This is a genomic window from Streptomyces sp. GS7, from assembly GCF_009834125.1.
Lineage (GTDB): Bacteria > Actinomycetota > Actinomycetes > Streptomycetales > Streptomycetaceae > Streptomyces.
Genome location: NZ_CP047146.1, coordinates 999,901 through 1,020,430, shown reverse-complemented (window position 1 = coordinate 1,020,430; position 20,530 = coordinate 999,901). Strand labels below are relative to the sequence as shown.

Sequence of the window (20,530 nt, the reverse complement as noted above, 5' to 3'; positions counted from 1 at the left end):
CCGGGTCACAGCCGGGCGATGTCTCCCACGGGGAACCGCGGGGCGCGGCGCGGCGGGACGCGGCCGGAGAGCAGGATGAGGCGGGCCGCGCGGTGCCGCTGGCCCTCGTAGGGCGCGAGGAGTTCGAGCATCTCCTCGTCGGTCGTGCCGCGGCGGCCGGTGAGGGCATAGCCGATGATCTTCGGCAGGTGGAGGTCGCCGACGGTGACGGCGTCGGGCGCGCCGAGGGTGCGCTGGAGCGTTTCGGCCGCCGTCCAGGGGCCGATGCCCGGTATCGCGGTCAGCCGGCGGGTGGCGTCCGCGAGGTCCATCCGCGCCGCCTCCTCCATCCGGCCGGCGACCCGCACGGCGCGCAGGATCGCGCCCGAGCGCTTGGCGTCGACGCCCGCGCGGTGCCACTCCCACGAGGGGATCAGCGCCCAGCCGCGCGGCTCGGGCATCACCCGCAGCCGGTCCCAGGGGCCGGGCGCGGGGGTGCCGTGGCGCTGGAGCAGCAACCGCCAGGCGCGGTACGCCTCGTCGCTGGTGACCTTCTGCTCCAGGACCGAGGGGATCAGCGACTCCAGGACCAGGCCGGTGCGGGCGAGCCGGACGCCGGGGTGCCGGCGGCGCGCCTCGTGGACGATGCGGTGCCGGGCGGTCAGCGCCGCCGGGTCGTCGGACTCCCCCAGCAGGTCCGGCAGCCGCTCCAGCAGCCAGTCCGCGCCGGGGCCCCAGGCCGTCGCCTCGACCCGGCCGTCCGCGGGGCGGGCCTCGACGCGGAGCGTGCCGGGCCCTTCGGGTGTGCGGCAGGCCCGCCAGATCTCGCCGCCGCGGACCGCGAACGCCGGGTCGCCGGGGCCGCGTCGCAGCACACCGAGGGTGCGGTGCAGGTCGTAGGGGCCGGGCGGGACCCAGGTGCGGGCGGGCATGCGGCCAGGTTAGGCGATGCGCCGGGCCCGCTCCGGTGGAACCGTGGAGCCGGTCCGGCGGGGCCGGCGGCGATCCGGTGCACCCGCCCGGCCCGGGCCGTTACTGGTCCGAGGAGAAGCGCACCGTGCCGGGCGGGATGGTTGCGCCGCACCAGATGCGGACGCCGGAGCGCAGTTCGTTGTCGGCGCCGATGACCGCGCCGTCGCCGATGACCGCGCCGTCCAGGACGGTGCGGGCCCCGATGCGGGCACCGGCGCCGATCAGCGAGTCGCGGACCCGGGCGCCCGGTTCGATGACCGCGCCGTCCAGGACGGTGCTGCCGTCGACCTCGGCGCCGGCGCCGACGCGGGCGGCGCGGCCGACGACGGTGCCGCCGGTGAGCTTGGCGTCCGGCGCGACGTCGGCGGTGTCCAGCACCAGGCGGTCGCCGCAGCGGCCCGGGACGGCGGGGGACGGGGCGCGGCCCAGGACCAGGTCGGCGGAGCCGCGGACGAACGCCTGCGGGGTGCCGAGGTCGAGCCAGTAGGTGGAGTCGACCATGCCCTGGAGGTGGGCGCCGTCGGCGAGCAGGCCGGGGAAGGTCTCGCGTTCGACGGAGACCGGGCGGCCGGCCGGGATGGCGTCGATGACCGACCGGTTGAAGACGTAGGCGCCGGCGTTGATCTGGTCGGTGACGATCTCCTCGGGGGTCTGCGGCTTCTCCAGGAAGGCGGTGACCCGGCCGGTGTCGTCGGTGGGCACGAGGCCGAAGGCGCGCGGGTCCTCGACCCGGGTGAGGTGCAGGGAGACGTCGGCGCCGCTGGTGCGGTGGGTGTCGACCAGGGCGCGGATGTCCAGGCCCGTGAGGATGTCCCCGTTGAAGATCAGTACCGGGTCGCCGGGTGCGGAGCGCAGCCGGGAGGCGACGTTGCGGATGGCGCCGCCGGTGCCCAGCGGTTCCTTCTCGGTGACGTACTCCAGGTGCAGGCCGAGCGCGGAGCCGTCGCCGAAGTACGGCTCGAAGACCTCGGCGAGGTAGGAGGTGGCGAGGACGATGTGCTCGACGCCGGCGGCGCGGGCGCGGGCCAGCTGGTGGGTGAGGAACGGCACACCGGCCGCCGGCACCATGGGTTTGGGCGTGTGCACCGTCAGCGGGCGCAGCCGGGTGCCCTTGCCACCGACCAGGAGGATCGCTTCAGTCAATGTGTCCTCTGTTCGCTTCTCCGCCCCCGCAGTGCTGCGGTGCGGAATTCGTCGTCGACCGCGGGCCCGGCGGCTGCGCGTACGACGCTCACGTGTGTTCTCTGCTTCCTGCTGGGGTCGGCCGGTCGGCGGACCAGTGTAGGCAGACGGTTTTCCGGTCGTCCGCGCCGGGCTGCCGGGGCCGGTGACCCGGCCGTCGTGGTCGGTAGGACGAGTCGCGAACGGGATCGGTTCAGTGGGTCCGGTGAACGCTGGATGGCAGGTGGGTGACGTGTTCCGCGGTGTCCGAAGTGCCGGATTCCGGGCGGAAGGTACGGGTCAGCGGCCCTGAAGGCGGGCCGCCTCCAGCCGGACCTCGGGCAGTTCGGCGTAGAGGCGGGCGCCGGGGCAGGCGGTCTTGAAGCCGTCGCGGTGGCCGGAGATGACGTGCTGTCGGACGACCCGGCCCCGGTGGTAGAGGTTGCCGCCGGTGGAGGTCATCGGGACCCTGGCGCGCGGGTCGAGGCCGTACAGGCCGAGCTTCCAGGCGGTCAGCCGGGCGAGGGCCTCGACGGCGGCCTTCGAGGGTTCGGTCCTGCCGAAGGAGCCGAGGAGCGCGATGCCGGTGCTGTCGGTGTTGAAGCCGAGGGTGTGGGCGCCCATGACCGGCCGGGCGACGCCGCCGGCCCGGCCCTCGTAGACGGTGCCGCACTTGTCGATCAGGAAGTTGTAGCCGATGTCCCGCCAGTGGCTGCTCTTGACGTGGTAGCGGTAGAGGCCGCGGATGACCGAAGGGGCTTGTGCGCAGGTGTAGTTGTTGCCGCTGGCGCTGTGGTGGACGAACGCGGCGCGGACGGTGTGGGTGTAGACGAAGCGGGTCTCGCGGAGTCTCTCGTCGGCGCCCCAGCCGGCCCGGGTGACGATGCGCGGGCGGGCGCCGAGGTGTGCGGGGGCGGTGGGCTTCTTGCCGCCGGCGGCCTCGATGTCGGCCTGGGAGGCCGCCTGGTCCTGGGCCGGGATCTCGGTGGCGCCGAGCGGCGCCAGTTTGGCATTGGCGGCGGAGCTGGCGTCGGCCGCGGGGGTGGGCGGCGGGCCGCCGCGTACGGAGTGCGGTTCCGGGCCCGGGTCGACGAGTTCCAGGCGCAGTCCGCTCGGCAGGGCGGCGGGGTGGCGGTTGCCCTGGGGGGGAGTGATGCGCAGCTGGACGGCGTTGCTGACGCCGACCCACAGGGGCGCGGTGCTGCCGCGTTCCCGGCCGCCGGCGTGTTCCCCGGCGCCCGGGTCGGGGGCGTCGTCGCTGTCGGTGGGGAGGTCCTGCCAGCCGGTCCAGCGGCCGGTCCCGAGGGTGCGGGTGCGGACCTGGGCGCGGCCGGGGAGTGCGCTGCGGATGTCGTCCCAGACGATGCCGACGAGCGAGAACGGCCGTACCGTCCGGGCCGGCAGGGCGCGGGTCCCGGTGGCGGGCGGTGCGGCGGTGCTCCGTACGGCGGTGCCGGGTGCGGCCGGGCCGAGGGCGTCGAGCGGGAGGGACTGGGTGGTGCCCGGCAGGTCGCCGGCGCCCGGGGTGCGGTGTCCGGCGGCGGTGCCTGCGCGTTTCCCCAAGCTTCCGGGGTGGGCGAGCGCGGGGTGCGCGGTGGCTCCGGGTGCGAGGGGCACGGCGAGGGCGGCCGTGCAAGCGGCGCCGAGGCAGAGCGTGAGGGACACGAAGAAGGGGCGCATGGGAAATCCTGGGCACGCCCGGCGGGAACCCGCCAACGCTGAGCTGACGGGGCATCGGCCGATCCGGTGGCCGGTCCGCGCCGTACCCGACTCACCGTCAGCCACCGCCGCGCGTACTCTGGCCGCGATGAACGCCATCGATCGCACCCCCGCCGACCTGCTGGGTTCCGCGCTGGCCGCGGACCCGGCCCGCCCGCTGGTGACCTTCTACGACGACGCCACCGGCGAGCGCGTGGAACTGTCCGTCGCGACCTTCGCCAATTGGGTGGCGAAGACCGCCAACTACCTTCAGGGAGACCTGGCCGCCGAGCCCGGCGACCGGCTCGCGCTGCTGCTGCCCGCCCACTGGCAGACCGCCGTGTGGCTGCTGGCCTGCTCGTCGGTGGGTGTGGTGGCGGAGGTGGGCGGCGATCCGGCCGCGGCCGATCTCGTCGTCAGCGGCCCGGACACGCTGGAGGCGGCGCGCGCCTGTTCCGGGGAGCGGGTGGCGCTGGCGCTGCGTCCGCTGGGGGGCCGGTTCCCGCAGCCGCCGGCGGGCTTCGCCGACTATGCCGTGGAGGTGCCGGGGCAGGGCGACCGGTTCGCGCCGTTCGCGCCGGTGGACCCGGGTGCGCCGGCGCTGGTGGTCGGCGGCGAGGAGCTGACCGGTGCGGGCATCGGGGCGCGGGCGCTGGCCGATGCCCGGGACGCCGGGATGCCGGCGGCGCCCCGGGTGCTGTCGGGGCTGCCGTACGACAGCTGGCGGGGCCTGTCGTACGGGCTGTACGCGCCGCTGGCGGCGGGGGGTTCCGTGGTGCTCTGCCGCCATCTGGAGCAGTTGGGCGCGGAGGGCGCCGCCACCCGCGAGTCGGCCGAGAAGGTCGGCTTCACCGCGCCGCTCTCCTGAGGCGCGCTCCCCCGTCCGGCGGACCGGGGATCCCGCCGGACGGGCCGGGCGGCCCACCGCGGTCCATGCTCGGTGTACGTACGCCCCGTGCGTACGGGCCTCCCGTGCGGGGTCCGGCGGTCTCCCTCCCGGCGGCGGCCCCGTGCGCGGGGGCGCCGCCGACTCCGTGAGGGATGGACGCACACGTGACCGAGAGCCCCGGGACCCCTTCCGACCGCCGGCGTCCGTCCGGGGGCGATGCGCCGAGGGCGGCGGGCCCCCGCGGGCGGCAGCGCTTCGCGGGCTGGCCCGAGCGCCGCGCCGGGCTGCTGGCGACGGACCGTCCGGGCCCGCCGCGCACCCCGCCGGCACGGCACCGCCGCTGGCTGCGGGCGGCGGCGCTCGCGCTGACCGTCGCGGTGCTGGCGTTGGCGGGTCTGGGCTGGGCCGTCTACACGCGGCTGGACGGCAACATCCGTTCCGACAGCGCCACCGAGCGCGAGTTGGAGGAGTACGAGTCGGAGCGGCCCCCGGCGGGCGCGAACGGCGCGCAGAACATCCTGCTGATCGGTTCCGACAACCGCGGCGGCGGCAACGGGGAATACGGGGTGGACAGCGGCACCCAGCGCTCGGACACCACGATCCTGCTGCACCTGGCGGCGAACCGGAAGAGCGCGACGGCGGTCAGCATCCCGCGGGACCTGATGGTGCGGGTGCCGCACTGCCGGCGCTCCGACGGGACGCAGACGCCGCCGCAGACGGTGCAGTTCAACTGGGCGTTCGCGTTCGCCGGTGCGGGCTGCACGATCCGTACGGTCGAGGCGATGACCCGCATCCGCGTCGACCACTACATCATCGTGGACTTCACCGGCTTCAAGACCATGGTGGACGCGGTGCACGGGGTCGAGGTGTGCCTGCCGCGGCCCATCAAGGACGACGAGGCGCGCCTTACGCTGCCGGCGGGCCGCCAGACGCTGCACGGCGAGGCCGCGCTCGGCTTCGTGCGGGCCCGCAAGTCCCTGGGCGACGGCAGCGACACCCAGCGGATGGTGCGCCAACAGCACTTCCTGGGTGCGCTGGTGAAGAAAGTGCAGAGCAATGGCGTACTGCTCAATCCGATGCGGCTGTATCCGGTGATGGACGCCGCGACGAGTTCGCTGACGACGGACGCGGGACTGGCCTCGCTCCGGGGCATGTACGAATTGGTCCGCAGTATGCGCGGTATTCCCATCGCCCATGTGCAGTTTCTGACCGTGCCGCAGACCGCGTACCGCTACGACGCCAATCGCGATGAGCTCGTGCAGCCGGACGCGGACCGGCTCTTCGGGCGGTTGCGCGCCGACCGTCCGGTGGCGGTGGCGCAGCAGGGGACCGCGGGGGCGTCGGACGGCAAGGCCGGCGGCGGGCGGGAAAGGACGACGCCCGCAGGGAGTTCGGCGCCCGCGGAGGGTTCCGTGCCGACCTTTCCGGGGAGCACGGCGGAACACGGTAACTGCCAATAAAGGACGCCGGATCGCGGACCCGGCGGGGCGAAGATATCGGGGGGATTGCCCAGTTGTAGGGAAGTGGAATTTGTCACGGGCGCCGTTTGGCGCTGAACTGGGCGGATAGTGTGAGCGATCCGGTCCGCCCGGCGGGCCGATGACCATGTACCGAACCACGTATACGCACATCGACCGACCGAGCGCCTTGAGGGAATGGCGCCGCGTGGTACCGACGGAGGACTCAAGGCACCGTGGACGCGCAAGGCCGTGGGCAGGCGGACGACGACAACGTCGACCCCGCCGATCAGTGGGTGCTCGATCCGAGCACCGGCAACTACGAGCTGCGGCTCGGCCCGGCGGGTCAGGCCCCCGCTCGGCCCGCCGACCGCAAGGCGCCCGGCAGACGTGCCCCGGGGAGTTCCGCCGGCGGGGGCGGCGACACCGACACCCGCCCGCTGCCGACCCAGCGCGCGGGCCGGAAACCGGAGGCCGCCCGTACCGGTGCCGTCGGCAACGGCGCTGACGGTGCCGCTGCCGACGGCGAGGGCGCGGACGGCGCCGGCCCCGACGGGGCTGCCGCCGGCGGCCGGGCGGCGCGCCGGGCCGGCGGACGGGCGGCGACGGCGGCGGGCCCGGTCGGCCGCCGTAAACGCAAACCGAAGAAGTCCGGGAAGAAACGGGCGCTGCACTGGACGGCCGGTGTGGTGGGCTTCGTTCTGGTCGCCGGCTGCGGTGCCGCGTACATCGTCTACCAGCAGCTGGACGGCAACATCTCCAAGGTCGACGTCGGCGAGGAGAACGCCGCGGTCACCGACGGCCCGGTCAATCTCCTCATCATCGGCACCGACGCCCGGGACGGGAAGAAGGGCAACGAGGGGTACGGCGACGACGGCAGCGTCGGGCACGCGGACACCACGATCCTGATGCACGTGTCCAAGGACCGGTCCAACGCGACGGCGCTGAGCATCCCGCGCGACCTGGTGACCGACATCCCGGACTGCCCGACGAAGCAGAAGGACGGTTCGACGAAGACCATCCCCGGCGAGCACAAGGTGCGCTTCAACACCAGCCTGGGGCAGGAGGGCCGGGACCCGGGGTGCACCTGGCGCACCGTCGAGAAGCTGACCGGGGTGAAAGTCAGTCACTTCATGATGGCCGACTTCAACGCCGTCAAGGAGCTGTCCAACGCGGTGGACGGCGTCGAGGTGTGCGCCGGCAAGGACATCGACGACCCGAAGTCGCATCTGAAGCTGTCGGCGGGCCGCCATGTCGTCAAGGGCGAGCAGGCGCTGGCGTTCGTACGGACCCGGCACTCCGTGGGCACCGGCAGCGATCTGAGCCGTATTCAGCTCCAGCAGCAGTTCGTCGGGTCGCTGATCCGCAAGCTGAAGTCCAGCGCGTTCAGCAGCCCCGGCAAGCTGCTGGACATCGCGCAGGCGGCCACCAAGGCGCTGACCGTGGACACCGGCATCGGCAGCGCGAGCAAGCTGCTGGACTTCGGCAACGACCTGAAGAAGGTCGACCTGAACAAGATCACCTTCGCCACCGTGCCGGTGCTCGACAACCCCCGCGACAAGGCCACCGTCATACTCGACAAGGCCAGGGCCGAGCCGCTGTTCCAGATGGTGCAGCAGGACCACACGCTGTCCAAGGACGCCGCCAAGGGCAAGGGCGGCGCCAAGCCCGCGCCGGTCAAGAAGGCCCCGCCGCAGCTCGTCCGGGTCGATGTCACCAACGGCGGCGGGCCGTTCGGCTCGGCGCAGGAGACCGTGGACTGGCTCCAGAACTCCAAGGCCGCCAGGCTCTCCACCAACGCCGGCAACGCCTCGGAGAAGTTGGCCGCCACCCGTCTCGAATACGCCCCCAACCAGGCCGACCAGGCCGCCACCCTGGCCGACTGGATGGGCCTGCCGAAGAGCGCCCTGAAGCAGAGCGCGCAGAACGCCGGCCCGCGGGTGCCGATGAAGCTGGTCCTCGGCAAGGACTTCACGGCGCCGGGCACCCCGATCGAGGCACCGACCGAGACCCCGGACGGGGTCCAGCACGTCAACGCGGACGACAAGAACATCTGCGCGAAGTGACCCGGCGGCCCGCCGACCGTCCGGTCCGCCGCGCGCACGGCGGACCGGACGCCCCCCGAGAGCGCCGGATGCGGCGCGGCGGGGTGCCTGGCAGGCCCGAACAAGCAGTGGAGCAGGGGCGGTTGCCCTACGGCGTCACCACCGCCGGGCGGCGGCTGGCGATGACCCTCTTCGCGAGGGATCGGGGGCTGGTCAGGAAGCCCACGCCCCAGGACATGTGCATGGTGGCCAGCGCCACCGGGATCTGCGCGCGGGCCTTCAGGGACAGGCCGTTGCCGGCCGGCAGCGATCCCGCGGCGATGGCGGCCAGGTAGCCGGCCGGGATGACGAAGCCCCAGGGCGTGACCGCCGCGCCGACCACCACGCCGGCCGCGATGGCGCACACCGCGGTCGGCGGGGCGAGGTAGCGCAGGTTGATCGATCCGGAGTGGTAGCGGGCGACGACGTGCCGCCACTTCCCGTAGTCCTTGTACTGCTTGGCCAGCGCCTTGATGCTCGGCCGCGGCCGGTACTGGACCTTCAGCTCCGGCGAGAACCAGATCCGCCCGCCGGCCTCCCGGATCCGGAAGTTCAGCTCCCAGTCCTGGGCGCGGATGAACTCCTCGTTGTAGCCGCCCTGTTGCTCCAGCGCCTCGCGCCGGAAGACCCCCAGGTACACCGTCTCGGCGGGGCCCGCCTGCCCGCCCGTGTGGAACGCGGCGTTGCCCACGCCGATCCTGGAGGTCATCGCGGCGGCGACCGCGTCCTCCCAGGCGTTCTCGCCCTCGGCGTGCATGATGCCGCCCACGTTGGCGGCGCCGGTCTCCTCCAGGAGGCGTACGGCGGTGGCGATGTAGTTCGGGGAGAGCATGCCGTGGCCGTCGACGCGGACGACGATCGGGTGCCGGGACGCCTTGATCGCGGCGTTCAGCGCGGCGGGGGTGCGGCCCGTCGGGTTCGGGACGGTGTGCACCCGGGAGTCCTCGCGGACGAGTTCCGCGGCGATCTCGTCCGTACGGTCCGTGGACGGGCCGAGGGCGATCACCACCTCCATCTCGCCGGCGTACTCCTGCTCCAGGATGTGCCGGACCGAATTGCGCAGGTGACGTTCCTCATTGAGCACCGGCATGATCACGGAGACGGCCGGGAGCTGCTGCTGGGGCATGGTTCCTCGGGGGTACGGCCCGCGGCGAGCCGCTCTGGGCGGCAGCGCCCGCCGGGAGACTGCGGTATTCCGCCTCACGGTACCGCGAACGGGGGACAGTCACGGACGGCAACCGGGTGGCCGGTCGACAGATGCCCGGTGTGTGCGGCTTTGCGGTAGATCGTATTGACGTACGGTGAACAAGACCGTTTCGTTCCCATCGAGATCCGCTCCCTCCCCGTCGGGACACGCCTGGTCCTCTCCCGATCCGCACCGCACCGCGCCCCGGCCGCGACATACGCACCGGCCTTCCGCGGCCCGTCCCCGTCCACCCGCGGAGGTGCCCCGTGACCGCGCCGTCCTCCTCGACCCCCACCGTTCCGGGCCGGCGCCCGCGGCCCGAGCGCAGGTTCCTGCGCCTCCCGGTCCGGCGCTGGGGGCTGCGGATCAGCGCCGTCGCGACCGCCCTGCTGCTGTCCGCGAGCGGCGTCGGGCACGCGATGGTCACCGGTGTCGAGACCGGCATCGGCCGGGTGGACGCCTTCAAGGGGATGCGCAACCGGCCCCGGGGCGGCGACGGTCTGAACTTCCTGGTCGTCGGCACGGACGGGCGGGACAAGCTGACCGACGCGCAGAAGCGGAGGTTCCACCTGGGCGGCGACCCGTGCCACTGCACCGACACCCTGATGCTGGTGCACCTCTCCGCCGACCGGAGCCGGGCCGGGGTCGTCAGCCTGCCGCGCGACTCGTACGCCGAGGTGCCGGCCCGGCGGGAAGCCGGTGGCCGGCTCCGTCCCCAGCACGCGATCAAGCTCAACGCGGCCTACGCGGAGGGCGGCCCCGGCCTCACCGTGCAGACCGTCGAGCGGATGACGGGGGTGCACCTCGACCACTACCTGGAGATCGACTTCACCACCTTCATGCGGACCGTGGACGCGGTCGGCGGGGTCGAGATCTGCACCGTGCGACCGCTCAAGGACCGCTATTCGGGCCTGGACCTGCCGGCCGGCAGGTCGCTGCTCAACGGGGGCCAGGCGCTCCAGTACGTCCGCTCGCGGCACCTCGACGCCTCGGCGGACCTGGGCCGGATGCAGCGGCAGCAGCGCTTCCTGGCCTCGCTGCTGCAGCGGATCACCTCGTCCGGGGTGCTGATGAACCCGGTCCGCTTCAAGGGCGTGGCGGACGCGGTGCTCCGGTCGGTACGGGCCGACGCGGGCTTCGGGGGCGGCGACCTGACCGACCTCGGGCAGGCGCTGCGCGGTCTGCGCACACAGTCCACGGAGTACGCCTCGGTGCCGCTGCAGGGCGAGGCCGAGACGCTGCCGGGCCTCGGCTCGACGGTGCGCTGGGACCCGGTGGCGGCGCCGAAGCTGTTCCGGGCGATCCGCGAGGACCGGCCGTTCGCACCGGCCACGGACCCGGCGAAGGCGAAGGCCCCGGCCGTGGACGTACCGCCGCACCGGATCCAGGTGCAGGTCGACGACGGCAGCGGCCGGCGCGGCACGGCGGCCGCGGCGGCCCGCGCGCTGCGCGCCAGCGGCTTCGCCGCCACCGGCACGCGGGGCGGCGCCGCGCCCGGTCGTCCGGTGGCGCACACGGTCATCACGTACGACCCGCACTGGGACCGCTCGGCCCGGTCGCTGGCCGCCGCGCTGCCCGGCGCCAGGCTGCGCCCGGTGGCCGGGCAGGGGGCGGTGATGCGGGTGACGGTGGGCCGGGACCAGCGGGCGGTGCGGCCGGTGCGGGCCGCGGAGCCGGACCGGGCCCCGGGCACCCTCGGGGCGATCACCGGCGACCAGGCGGTGTGCCCATGACCGTCCCCGCGCCCCGCCGCACCGCGCCCGGCCGGCCCCCGGGCCGGCCGTACGGGCGGCGCCGGGTGAGCCACACCGCGGCCGTGGTCGCGGCGCTGTCCCTGATCGCGGCCACTGCGGCGGCCACCCCGCCGGCCCCCGCCGCGCCCACCGGCTGCGGGGACCTGGTCCGGGGGCAGCTGTGCCTGCGCGGCCCGGTCGGCGCGGCCGGCACCTACACGGCGAGCTACCGGCGGGACGGCACCGTGCCCGGCGAGATCGCCGTACGGCTCGGCTACCAGCGCAAGAACTCCCGGATCACCGCGTTCCCCGGCTGGTTCGGCACCGGACGGACCCGGGGCGGCGCCCTCCGGCTGAGCGGCCGGGTGGAGATGCTGCCGGACGAGTGCATCCGGGGCGTCATGGAACACGCGGAGACGGTCTTCGTCACCAAGTGGAGCTGCGACTGACCCGGGGCCGGCCCGGTGTCCCGAAGTCCTGAAAGGTGCGTGCGGAGCGTGTGGCAGGTCGTCCTGGGCATCACCCCCACCACGGTGGCGCTCTTCCTCCTCGCGGCACTGGCGCTGGCCCTCGGCCTCGCCCTGTGGTCCGCCCGCGCCCCGCACCGGCGCGCCCCGCGGACCGCCGCGGGCGTGCTGCTGGCGGGCTGGCTGCTGATGATGCTGGTGGTGACCCTCGCCCCCACCCAGCCGATCGGGTCCGGCGACGCGACGATCTGGTGGCGCCCCGGCGAGGGGCTGCTCGACCTGGGGGCCCAGCTGGAGCCCGGTGAGGTCGAGATGCTGGTACGGCGGCAGATCGCCAACACCCTGCTGTTCGTGCCGGTGCCGCTGCTGCTGCGGTTCGCCGCACCGCGCTGGTCGGCGGCCGGGTCGTTCCTGCTCGGGGTGGGGTTGTGTGTGGCCATCGAGGCGGGGCAGCTGCTGATGCGGGCCGGGCGGGTCGCGGACATCGACGATGTGCTGTGCGCGGCGGCCGGTACCGTCCTCGGCGCGGCGCTGGCCCTGCTCGCGAAGCCGGCGGCGGCGGTGCTGCTCCGCCGGACGCCGCCGGCCCGGCCGGTGCGGACCGCGGCGGCGGCGCCGGAGGAGGTGTAGGGCCTTTCCGTCCCTGACCCACCGGACAGGCCCTGGCCGGGGCGCCGGTCCGGGGTCGGTCCCCGGCGGGTCGGTCCGGCGGGTCGGGCGCTACGCCTCGTCGAGCCCCTCGGCGGCGCGCCGCTCGCGCAGTTCCCTGATGGCGCGGCGGCGGGCCAGCCGGTGCGTGCGGCGGATCTGCGCTTCCTGGTAGCGGCGCTTGTCGCGCTCCGTCTCGGGGATCACCGGCGGCACCGTGCGGGGCTTGCCCTGTTCGTCGACGGCGGCGAAGACCAGGTAGGCGGAGCCGACCTGCTGGGCGGGGCTGGATTCGTTCCAGCGCTCGGCCAGGACGCGGACGCCGACCTCCATGGAGGAGCGGCCGGTCCAGTTCACCTGGGCTTTCACGTGGACGAGGTCGCCGACCCGGACCGGTTCGAGGAACGCCATCTCGTCCATCGACGCGGTCACCGCGGGGCCGCCGGAGTGGCGGCCGGCCACCGCGCCCGCCGCGTCGTCGACCAGTTTCATGATCACGCCGCCGTGCACCGTCCCGAGGAGGTTGGTGTCGGCCGCGGTCATGATGTGCGACAGCGTGGTGCGGGAGACGGAGGTGGGCTTGCCCGCGAGGCCGTCCTCCGGGCTGTTGGTGACGAGGTCGGTCATGCGGACCAGCGTAAGCGGGTGCCGTACGGGACCGTACGGGGCGGCCCGCGGCCGGGCGTGAGATGGCTCGCACCCGGGCTGTGACGCTCCTCTCCCCCGCCCGCCGGAAACCATCCGGAATGGCTTCTTCCGGCAGCCCCGCCGGAATGGTCAGCCCCCTTGCGGAATGGGCCGGTAGGGCTCCGTCGCTTTGCATCAGCTCTGCAACAGCCCTGGCCCGATCCCGCACCCGCCCTATGGAGCACCCCCTCCCGGCGTGCACACTTCCCCGTATGAATGAGTGGCCCCAAGGACGGTCCGGCGACCAGAGCGGCAACCGGTACGGACGCGGCAGCGGAAGCGCGGAGCCGGAGGGAGCGCGCGCCATGCCCCAGGTACGGCGCGACGCGGACTCCGGCTACCCGCGGCGCGAGCCCCCGCTGCCGCCCTCGATGTCCCCGCGCCGCGGGGCCGGCGCACCGCCGCAGCAGTCCCAGGGCTACGGCGCCTACGAGAACGGCTACGACAGCGGCTACAACACCGGGCAGGTCTACGGCGGCGGCCGGGGCCGCGGCGACGACGGTGACGACGGGTACGGCGGCGACGGGTACGGCGGCCGGCCGCGCCCCCGCTGGGGCCGCCGCATCAAGTGGACCCTGCTGACCCTGGTCGTGGTGCTGCTGGTCGCCTCGGTCGGCACGTATATATGGGCCAACGGCAAGCTGCGCCGCGAGGTGGACCTGAGCAAGGTCATCGACCGGCCCGCCGCCGGCAGCGGCACCAACTACCTGATCGTCGGCACGGACAGCCGCGAGGGCATGACCGACGACCTGAAGCAGAAGCTGCACACCGGCGGCCCCACCGACGGCGGGCGCACCGACTCGATGCTGATCCTGCACGACGGCAGCAACGGCCCCACGCTGGTCTCCCTGCCGCGTGACTCCAACGTCGAGATCCCCTCGTACGTCGGCTCGACCTCCGGCAAGAAGTACCCGGACACCGGGAAGCACACCAAGCTCAACGCGACCTACGCCATGGACGGCCCGGACCTGCTGGTCCGCACGATCGAGTACAACACCCACCTGCACATCGACCACTACGTCGAGATCGGCTTCGCCGGCTTCGCCAACATCGTCGACGCGCTCGGCGGCGTCCAGATGGACATCCCCCAGGCGTTCAAGGACAAGGACTCCGGCGCCGACTTCAAGGCCGGCACGCAGACCCTGAACGGCGCGCAGGCGCTCGCCTTCGTCCGGACCCGGCACGCCTTCGCCACCCAGGACCTGCAGCGCACCAAGAACCAGCAGAAGTTCCTGGCCACCATCGCGAAGCAGGCCGCCACCCCGGGCACCGTCCTCAACCCCTTCAAGCTCTACCCGGTGCTGGGCGCGGGGCTGGACACGCTGAAGGTGGACAAGGACATGAACCTGTGGGAGCTGGGCCAGATGTTCTTCGCGATGAAGGGCGTCACCAGCGGCGACGGCAAGTCGATGAACATGCCGGTCTCCGGCAGCGTCGGCGGGAACCTCGTCTGGGACCAGACCAAGCTCAAGCAGCTCGTCCAGCAGCTGAACAACGACGAGCCGGTCACCGTCACCAGCAACAACTGACCCCGGCACGGCACACGAAAGGCCCCGGACCGCATGCGGTCCGGGGCCTTCGCCGTGCGCGGCCGGCCGTTACGGCAGGTTGCGGGCCATCACGATCCGCTGCACCTGGTTCGTGCCCTCGTAGATCTGCGTGCTTTACGGCATTTAGCGCTCTGACCTGCACGAACACCCAATCTCAGGGGTGCTCCCCCAGGATTCCCCCATGATCGCTAGTGAGTCTCCCCTGGTCATGCCACTGTCCGCCGCCTCGCGCCAATGCACACGCCGACCGCCCGTACCCAAGTCCGAAGACTGCCCTCTTGACCCGGGCGACTCCACAGGGTGAGGGTCGTGCAACCAGGCGCAACGCGCTCGACAGCGGAGGTTGTCATGGCACTACGGTTCGTCGGTAAAGATCCAGAGTCCGGGGATCACGGCTCTCCGGCCGTGTGGGTCGATGAGGACACGAAGGATCTCCTCTTCCAGGGATGGAAGGCGGACGAACAGACCACGAGCGAAAGCTCGGTGGATGTTCCTATCCCCGACCACGAAGCAGTGATCCGGGTACCGAAGCGGATGATCCCGCTTATCAGGGAGGCACTTGATGTCGCAGAGCTTGACTAGCTTTGCTGACCTGCTCCGGGCGGCTGAGAGGTCAGCAGTCCATCTGGAGATGCGCGACGCCTACGGCGTAGAGAACGAGATCGAAGGGTTCGCGGCGTGGAGGGAGGGGCACCGCCTTAACCCCGACGACCGCAAGTCGTGGTGGCGGCCGTGGCTCGACCTCGTGCAGGAGGTCACGAGTAAGGGTGTGGTGATGCGCCGCGCCCGGATCGTCTCCGAGCCCGTGAGCGACTACATCCGCTTTGAGCACTCGGGAACGTTCACGAACGTTGCTGCGGGTGAGCAGATCCGTTGGCTGCCTCGGCGTCACGCGTCAGACCTGGCCCTGCCTGGAAATGACTTCTGGCTGTTCGATGGCCGGTTGGTCCAGTTCAATATCTTTGATGGGGTGGGGCGGTGGGTCCACACCGACCAGACCGATGAACCTGCCGTTGCGCAGCTCTGCGCCTCGGCATTCGAAGCTGTGTGGGAGCGGGCCATCTCGCACGAGAAGTACAGCGTCTGACGCAGGCCGGCCGGTTCATGTCCTCGTCCCCACTCTCCAGTGCCCAAGCGGCACGCGCCGCTGTCGCAACCCGGTTGCAAGGCATCATGAAGGACGCCGGGCTTACGGGGCATGAACTGGCAGCCCGGTGCGGCTGGCACAAGTCGAAGTCCTCACGGCTCGCACGTGGCAAGACTCCGCCCTCCGACACCGACATTCGGGCCTGGTGCACGGCCTGTGACGCTGAAGATCAGATCGCGGACCTAATCGCGGCCTCACGCAACGCTGAATCCATGTACGTGGAGTGGCGGCAGATCCACCGCGACGGGATGCGACGGGTCCACGAACAGACGGTGCCCCTCTACCAACGGACCCGCAACTTCCGCGTCTACGCCTCGAACCTCGTCCCCGGCATGCTCCAGACGGCCGAGTACTCAACGGGCCTCCTGCGCTCCATCACCAACTTCCAGGGCACCCCGGATGACGTTTCGGACGCCGTACAGGCCCGACTGGACCGCTCCCGTGTAGTGAGGGAAGGCGACCACCGTTTTGCGTTGCTGCTTGAAGAAGCGGTTCTCTACTACCTCGTCAGTGATGAAGCGGCCATGGCGGGCCAACTCGGCTACCTGCTGTCCGTGATGGCTCAGCCGAACGTCTCGCTCGGAGTCATCCCCTTCGGCGCCCGTCGTACGGTCTGGCCACTGGAGGCGTTCTACGCCTTCGATGACGCGCAAGTGGCTGTGGAGACCTTGACGGCAGAGATCAATGTGACGGCCCCCGGCGAAATCCGCACGTACCTCAAAGCCTTCGGGGAACTGTCGAAGATCGCTGTACGAGGCCCCAAAGCCCGCGCATGCATCACGAGGGCAATCGACTCGCTCGCGTGAATCCGTGCAACCGCGTGCAACAACGTGGACCGGCAACTTCCGTGCTCCGTAGCGTGATTGACATGACGGACGACGAAGCCCCTCGCAGACTGAAGCTCACTGGCGGTGCACGTCTGGTCGGCGACCGTGTCGCGGTCTCGGCCATGGTCTTCCGTGGCCCCGTGCACATCGCTACGGAGGAAGTGTTCCTGAGCGTCGATGACGCTTCGGTCCTCCAAGCACAGCTCACGCACGCTCTCGATGCACGCTCATTCCCCGGCATGGACCAGCGGGTTCGGGAGCATGCCCGGATGCGCTACGGCTTCTGATCCGTCATGTCATCGAAGATCAATAGGAAGTGAGGCAGAGATGGGCAAGAAGGGCGGGGACCACTCCGGCAAGCCGGATACCTCCAGCAGCGACGGCCACCGCGACAAGCCGCCGGGGCCGACCAAGCCGTACGAGCCGCCGAAGAAGTGAGGCCGCATGACGACACAGCAGCGGCTCGTGGAGACGCTGAAGAACAAGGGTGCGTTGCCGCCTGAGTGGCAAGACACTGTGGCCTCCGTGGATCGGGGAGTCTTCATCCCCAACGTCATCGAGGAAGCCGACTTCACCACCGACCCCGAGAGTTGGTTGCACGCGGTCTACTCGGATGCCCCTGTCGTCACCCAGGTGAATGACGGGGCGCGTACGCCGGAAGGCACGTTCCGACTGTTCACGTCGTCCTCTTCCATGCCGTCGATCATGCTCGAAATGCTGGGCCTGCTCGATGTGAGGGAGGGCCATCGGGTGTTGGAGATCGGCACCGGCACTGGTTACAACGCCGCATGGCTGTCTCACCGGCTGGGCGAAAGCAATGTGACCAGCGTGGAGATTGACGCGGCGGTCATGTCCACGGCTACGAGGAACCTGAAACGAGCGGGGTTCCACCCGATGACGATCCTCGGCAACGGTCGCGATGGGCACCACCGAGGTGCGCCGTACGACCGGATCATCTGTACCTGCACCATGCGGGATGTCCCGCGAGCGTGGCTGGACCAATGCCCGAACGGGCGGATCGTCACCCCTTGGGGCAGCAGCTTCTTCAGCGGCTCGTACGCAACGCTGGATGTGGTGGACGGGAAAGCTCAGGGGTCGTTCTCCGGTTACCCGGCCTTCATGTGGGACCGCACGCAGCGGGCCGGAGCCGGGCGCACCACGGACATCTACCACCAGGAGGAGGGAGAGAAGAGCAGTACCGACATCGCGCCGCAGAACGTGATCCAGGACGATCCTGCGTTCTTCACGAGCCTGAGTGTCACCGATGCGTGGTACCGCTGGTGTGACTCGGACGACGACGGGGACGCCACCTTGTGGTTCTTCTCCGACGACCGGAAGTCGTGGGCAACCGTCGAATACGCCCCCGATGCGGAGGCGTACGAGGTAGAGCAGTACGGCCCCCGCGCGCTGTGGGATGAAGTACGAACGGCGTTCCTTGGTTGGCATGAGTTGGGGAAGCCGGAGCGCTCCCGGTTCGGTCTGTCTGTCGATGGCGACGGACAACGGGTGTGGCTGGATGACCCGCATAACGTCGTCGGCCACAAGTAGGCCCTAATCAAAGAGACACCCCCGCTTCGGCGGGGGCGTCTCGGTTTGTCCGGAAGATTCAGAGGAGGGCACGGAAGGGGTTGGAATCGGCAAGCGGTTCCGACCGCTTCACCATCTGGGGCTCCGGGGCCTGCTTCGGGGCCGGGCGGTAAGCGTCCAGGCGGACGACCGCGGCGCGGTTCTCCTCACGCTCCGCGCTGGCCGGCTGCGCCTCTGTGTAACGGGAAGCGTCCCGGTTCTGGTCACTTTCCGCGCTCGCCGGCTGAGGCTCAGAGTCACCGGAACTGTCACTGCGGATTGTGAAAACGGTGGCCGGTCGGCCGGTCTTGCCCGACCGGTCCACGGTGACGACGATTCCGGGCAGTGCCTTGACCTCCGCTGCGGTTGCCCCGACGTACGGGAGCACCTGAGACGATATTGCCCGACCGCTGTACATCTCGATTCGGGCCCGGACCTTGTCGGCGAGGCTGAGCGGCTGCCGCTTCACCTTCGGAGCGTCGGCCCCCTTGGTGATCCGTACCGCGTCCTGGACGGAGCGCCGCACGAGGGAGAACGCGGCCGACAGCATCTCTTCCGTGATGTGCTCGGAGCACTCGGAGGCGGCCAGGCATGCCGCGACCCTGAGCGTCTGCTCTGCGGTCCGTTCGATGAACACGGCCTGTGCTTCCGGCAGGGTCTCGCCCAGGACGCGGGCGTACCGCCTTACGATCCGCCATAGCGGCCGGGCATCCTCCCCAAGCGTGATCACGCGGGGTCGGGCGGTGGCCCACCCGTAGGCATCGGTTAGCGCATGCCCCTCCACCTGCGGTAGGGCCACCCGGTCGTCATCCAGCATGGGCACCGAGCCGAGTAGGAAGGGAAGGATGCGGTTGTACGAACCGCCCGCAGCTTCCGACTCCCCCACGTACTTGGCCCAGTCGGACGGCGTGATGTGGGAGTGGAGCACCATGGCCGGGTCTCGGACTTCCTGAGCCTCTTCCTTGGTCGTGTTCCTTAGAGTCGTCCCGTCCCAGGCCGCGCGGAGCTTTGTCGTGAACGACGGGTCGCGCTTGACCCGCTTCAGTACCTCGGTCCATTCCTCTTCGACCACGAGGGCCCGCACGTCGCGCCCGTGCTCTGTCTCGGCGGTGGCTTCCTGTTGCTCCCACAGGTGGTTCACCATGCTCGCCCCGGACGTGATCCCAGAGGTGGTGTGAGTGGCGATGAAGCGGCCCAGAGGCTTGTCCAGTACGTGAAGCGCTGCCCGCAGAGCGGTCCCCTTGCCCCTGCCCGTTCCGGCTACCAGGGCCGACCACAGAAGCACGGGACGGGCGTTGCCCCGGGATGAGACCTTGACCGTTCCGCCGATGGCCGCCGACCACATCGACAGTGCGGCCACATACACCCCCAATGCATCCGCTTCGAGGAACGGGGTGATCTTGCGGACGGCACGGCCGATCGGGCCGTACAGGACAGGGGTGTTCATGGGGTGCCTAACTCCCAGAAAGTGAGTTGCTGCGGGTGTGGTGGAACGGGGTGGCGGACACGCTCTGTCTCCGTCACCGGCGGAGCGGCACTCAGGCTGCGATCACTTTTCCCTCAGACCCGTCACGGTGCGTCATCTCGTACGCGTGCTTCACGTGCATCGGGATGCGGCCCTTGGACGGGACGACGTAGCCGTTCTCCCGTGCCCAGGTACGTACGGCCTTGTTGCGTTCCCGCTCGGACATGGCCTTGGGGCCGACCTTGGCAGGCTCAGGGAGCGGGTCTCCGCCGACCAACTGGCCAGCGCGGACGGCCGACTTGAAACGGCTTGGTTCCCGCACGTCCATGCACGGGATGCCCCGCTCCGCAGCGTCGCGCAGCTTCGTACCGTTGCGGTCGCCGCCCTCACCCAAGATCAGTAGGACCGTGCTGTCATCGGCACGCCCCACAACCTCATAGCCCAGGTTGCGCACCGCCTCACGGGCCGACTCCCAGTCGTACCCCGGCACTTCACCCGCCAGCATCACGGACCGCACGGGCTCAGGCTCGTTCGCTTCCTCGCCAACGTCCTCCGCATCGTGCTCCGCATCGGAAACGGGCGACGCGTCGGCCACCGGCTCAGGCTCAGCCGCGACATGGGCAGGCTCAGCAACCGCGACCGCCGCAGCCTCACGCGGCTCTGCCACACTCTCCGCAGGTACACCAAGGGCATCACAGAGGTACCGGCCAAAGACCACGTTGTGTTCCAAGCAGAGGTCCCAGGCATGGCGCCCCAGGGTCAGCGTGTCCGTCGCTTCTACCTCGGAACCGTCACGCGCTATGTGTGCGTCGCACAGAACCTTTTCAACGGGCATGAGCACGGTCTTACGCATGGCGCGGAAATCCTTTGAATCGGGCTTGGCAGATGAAGTCTCAGTGAGTGGCCGGAGCGCTGCTCTAACGGCCGTCCGCATTCGTCGCTGCGGTGCGAGATCAACTCTGCCAACCGTCAATCACGGAACAGTAACGTACAGATAACTGAAACATTACTCCT

Annotated in this window: 19 protein-coding genes; 12 read left to right on the top strand and 7 right to left on the bottom strand. The window is 71.1% G+C overall.

Features of this window, described 5'->3' with window-relative positions:
• Positions 1-5: 5 nt before the first annotated feature.
• From GR130_RS04330 to GR130_RS04320, 3 genes are all read right to left on the bottom strand, one after another.
• Complete coding sequence (locus GR130_RS04330; RefSeq protein WP_159503468.1) at positions 6-911, bottom strand: DNA-3-methyladenine glycosylase family protein; 906 nt, start codon at positions 909-911, stop codon at positions 6-8.
• A gap of 100 nt (positions 912-1,011) precedes the next feature.
• Complete coding sequence (locus tag GR130_RS04325) at positions 1,012-2,094, bottom strand: sugar phosphate nucleotidyltransferase (RefSeq protein WP_159503467.1); 1,083 nt, start codon at positions 2,092-2,094, stop codon at positions 1,012-1,014.
• 318 nt (positions 2,095-2,412) lie between these two features.
• Complete coding sequence (locus tag GR130_RS04320; protein ID WP_159503466.1) at positions 2,413-3,792, bottom strand: peptidoglycan recognition protein family protein; 1,380 nt, start codon at positions 3,790-3,792, stop codon at positions 2,413-2,415.
• A gap of 127 nt (positions 3,793-3,919) precedes the next feature.
• Here GR130_RS04320 and GR130_RS04315 point away from each other — a divergent pair, with 127 nt between their 5' ends.
• The 3 genes from GR130_RS04315 (at position 3,920) to GR130_RS04305 (ending at position 8,222) form a co-directional block, all read left to right on the top strand.
• Positions 3,920-4,678 carry a TIGR03089 family protein gene (locus tag GR130_RS04315; protein ID WP_159503465.1) on the top strand — a complete coding sequence of 253 codons (759 nt, stop codon included), beginning with the start codon at positions 3,920-3,922 and terminating at the stop codon, positions 4,676-4,678.
• 185 nt (positions 4,679-4,863) lie between these two features.
• Positions 4,864-6,159, top strand: coding sequence for an LCP family protein (locus GR130_RS04310; protein WP_236572791.1), 1,296 nt, complete (start codon positions 4,864-4,866; stop codon positions 6,157-6,159).
• 233 nt (positions 6,160-6,392) lie between these two features.
• Positions 6,393-8,222: an LCP family protein gene (locus GR130_RS04305; protein WP_159503464.1), complete on the top strand. Its 1,830-nt coding sequence runs from the start codon at positions 6,393-6,395 to the stop codon at positions 8,220-8,222.
• Between the two features lie 127 nt (positions 8,223-8,349).
• On the opposite strand, the gene GR130_RS04300 is transcribed toward GR130_RS04305, so the two are convergent.
• Positions 8,350-9,366, bottom strand: coding sequence for a glycosyltransferase family 2 protein (locus tag GR130_RS04300; RefSeq protein ID WP_159503463.1), 1,017 nt, complete (start codon positions 9,364-9,366; stop codon positions 8,350-8,352).
• 326 nt (positions 9,367-9,692) lie between these two features.
• Between GR130_RS04300 and GR130_RS04295 the strand changes: the two genes are divergently transcribed.
• Genes GR130_RS04295 through GR130_RS04285 form a run of 3 tightly spaced genes read left to right on the top strand, consistent with a single transcriptional unit; the run spans position 9,693 to position 12,256 of the window.
• Complete coding sequence (locus GR130_RS04295; protein WP_236572790.1) at positions 9,693-11,159, top strand: LCP family protein; 1,467 nt, start codon at positions 9,693-9,695, stop codon at positions 11,157-11,159.
• Positions 11,156-11,608, top strand: a complete 453-nt coding sequence (locus GR130_RS04290; RefSeq protein ID WP_159503462.1) for a hypothetical protein — start codon at positions 11,156-11,158, stop codon at positions 11,606-11,608. The genes GR130_RS04295 and GR130_RS04290 overlap by 4 nt, the downstream gene beginning before the upstream one ends.
• A 48-nt stretch (positions 11,609-11,656) precedes the next feature.
• On the top strand, positions 11,657-12,256 hold the full coding sequence (locus GR130_RS04285; protein ID WP_159503461.1) for a VanZ family protein: 600 nt from the start codon (positions 11,657-11,659) through the stop codon (positions 12,254-12,256).
• 90 nt (positions 12,257-12,346) lie between these two features.
• Here GR130_RS04285 and GR130_RS04280 read toward each other — a convergent pair whose 3' ends face one another.
• Complete coding sequence (locus GR130_RS04280) at positions 12,347-12,901, bottom strand: acyl-CoA thioesterase (protein ID WP_159503460.1); 555 nt, start codon at positions 12,899-12,901, stop codon at positions 12,347-12,349.
• Between the two features lie 272 nt (positions 12,902-13,173).
• Here GR130_RS04280 and GR130_RS04275 point away from each other — a divergent pair, with 272 nt between their 5' ends.
• From GR130_RS04275 to GR130_RS04250, 6 genes are all read left to right on the top strand, one after another.
• Positions 13,174-14,490 carry an LCP family protein gene (locus GR130_RS04275; protein WP_159503459.1) on the top strand — a complete coding sequence of 439 codons (1,317 nt, stop codon included), beginning with the start codon at positions 13,174-13,176 and terminating at the stop codon, positions 14,488-14,490.
• Positions 14,491-14,859: 369 nt separating this feature from the next.
• Positions 14,860-15,093 (top strand): hypothetical protein, encoded by a 234-nt coding sequence (locus GR130_RS04270; protein ID WP_159503458.1) that lies wholly within the window; start codon positions 14,860-14,862, stop codon positions 15,091-15,093.
• Positions 15,074-15,598 carry a DUF6879 family protein gene (locus tag GR130_RS04265; RefSeq protein WP_159503457.1) on the top strand — a complete coding sequence of 175 codons (525 nt, stop codon included), beginning with the start codon at positions 15,074-15,076 and terminating at the stop codon, positions 15,596-15,598. Before GR130_RS04270 ends, GR130_RS04265 begins: the two co-directional genes overlap by 20 nt.
• A 17-nt stretch (positions 15,599-15,615) precedes the next feature.
• On the top strand, positions 15,616-16,464 hold the full coding sequence (locus tag GR130_RS04260; protein WP_159503456.1) for a helix-turn-helix domain-containing protein: 849 nt from the start codon (positions 15,616-15,618) through the stop codon (positions 16,462-16,464).
• A 62-nt stretch (positions 16,465-16,526) separates the two neighbouring features.
• Entirely contained in the window at positions 16,527-16,772 is a 246-nt protein-coding gene (locus GR130_RS04255) for a hypothetical protein (protein ID WP_159503455.1), read from the top strand.
• A gap of 157 nt (positions 16,773-16,929) precedes the next feature.
• On the top strand, positions 16,930-18,033 hold the full coding sequence (locus GR130_RS04250; RefSeq protein ID WP_159503454.1) for a methyltransferase domain-containing protein: 1,104 nt from the start codon (positions 16,930-16,932) through the stop codon (positions 18,031-18,033).
• Between the two features lie 58 nt (positions 18,034-18,091).
• Here the strand turns inward: GR130_RS04250 and GR130_RS04245 are convergent, their stop codons facing one another.
• Together GR130_RS04245 and GR130_RS04240 are read right to left on the bottom strand one after the other, a co-directional pair.
• Complete coding sequence (locus GR130_RS04245; protein ID WP_159503453.1) at positions 18,092-19,498, bottom strand: DUF3987 domain-containing protein; 1,407 nt, start codon at positions 19,496-19,498, stop codon at positions 18,092-18,094.
• A 91-nt stretch (positions 19,499-19,589) separates the two neighbouring features.
• A complete protein-coding gene (locus GR130_RS04240) occupies positions 19,590-20,369 on the bottom strand; it encodes an Lsr2 family DNA-binding protein (protein ID WP_159503452.1) in 780 nt (259 codons plus the stop codon).
• Positions 20,370-20,530: the final 161 nt, after the last annotated feature.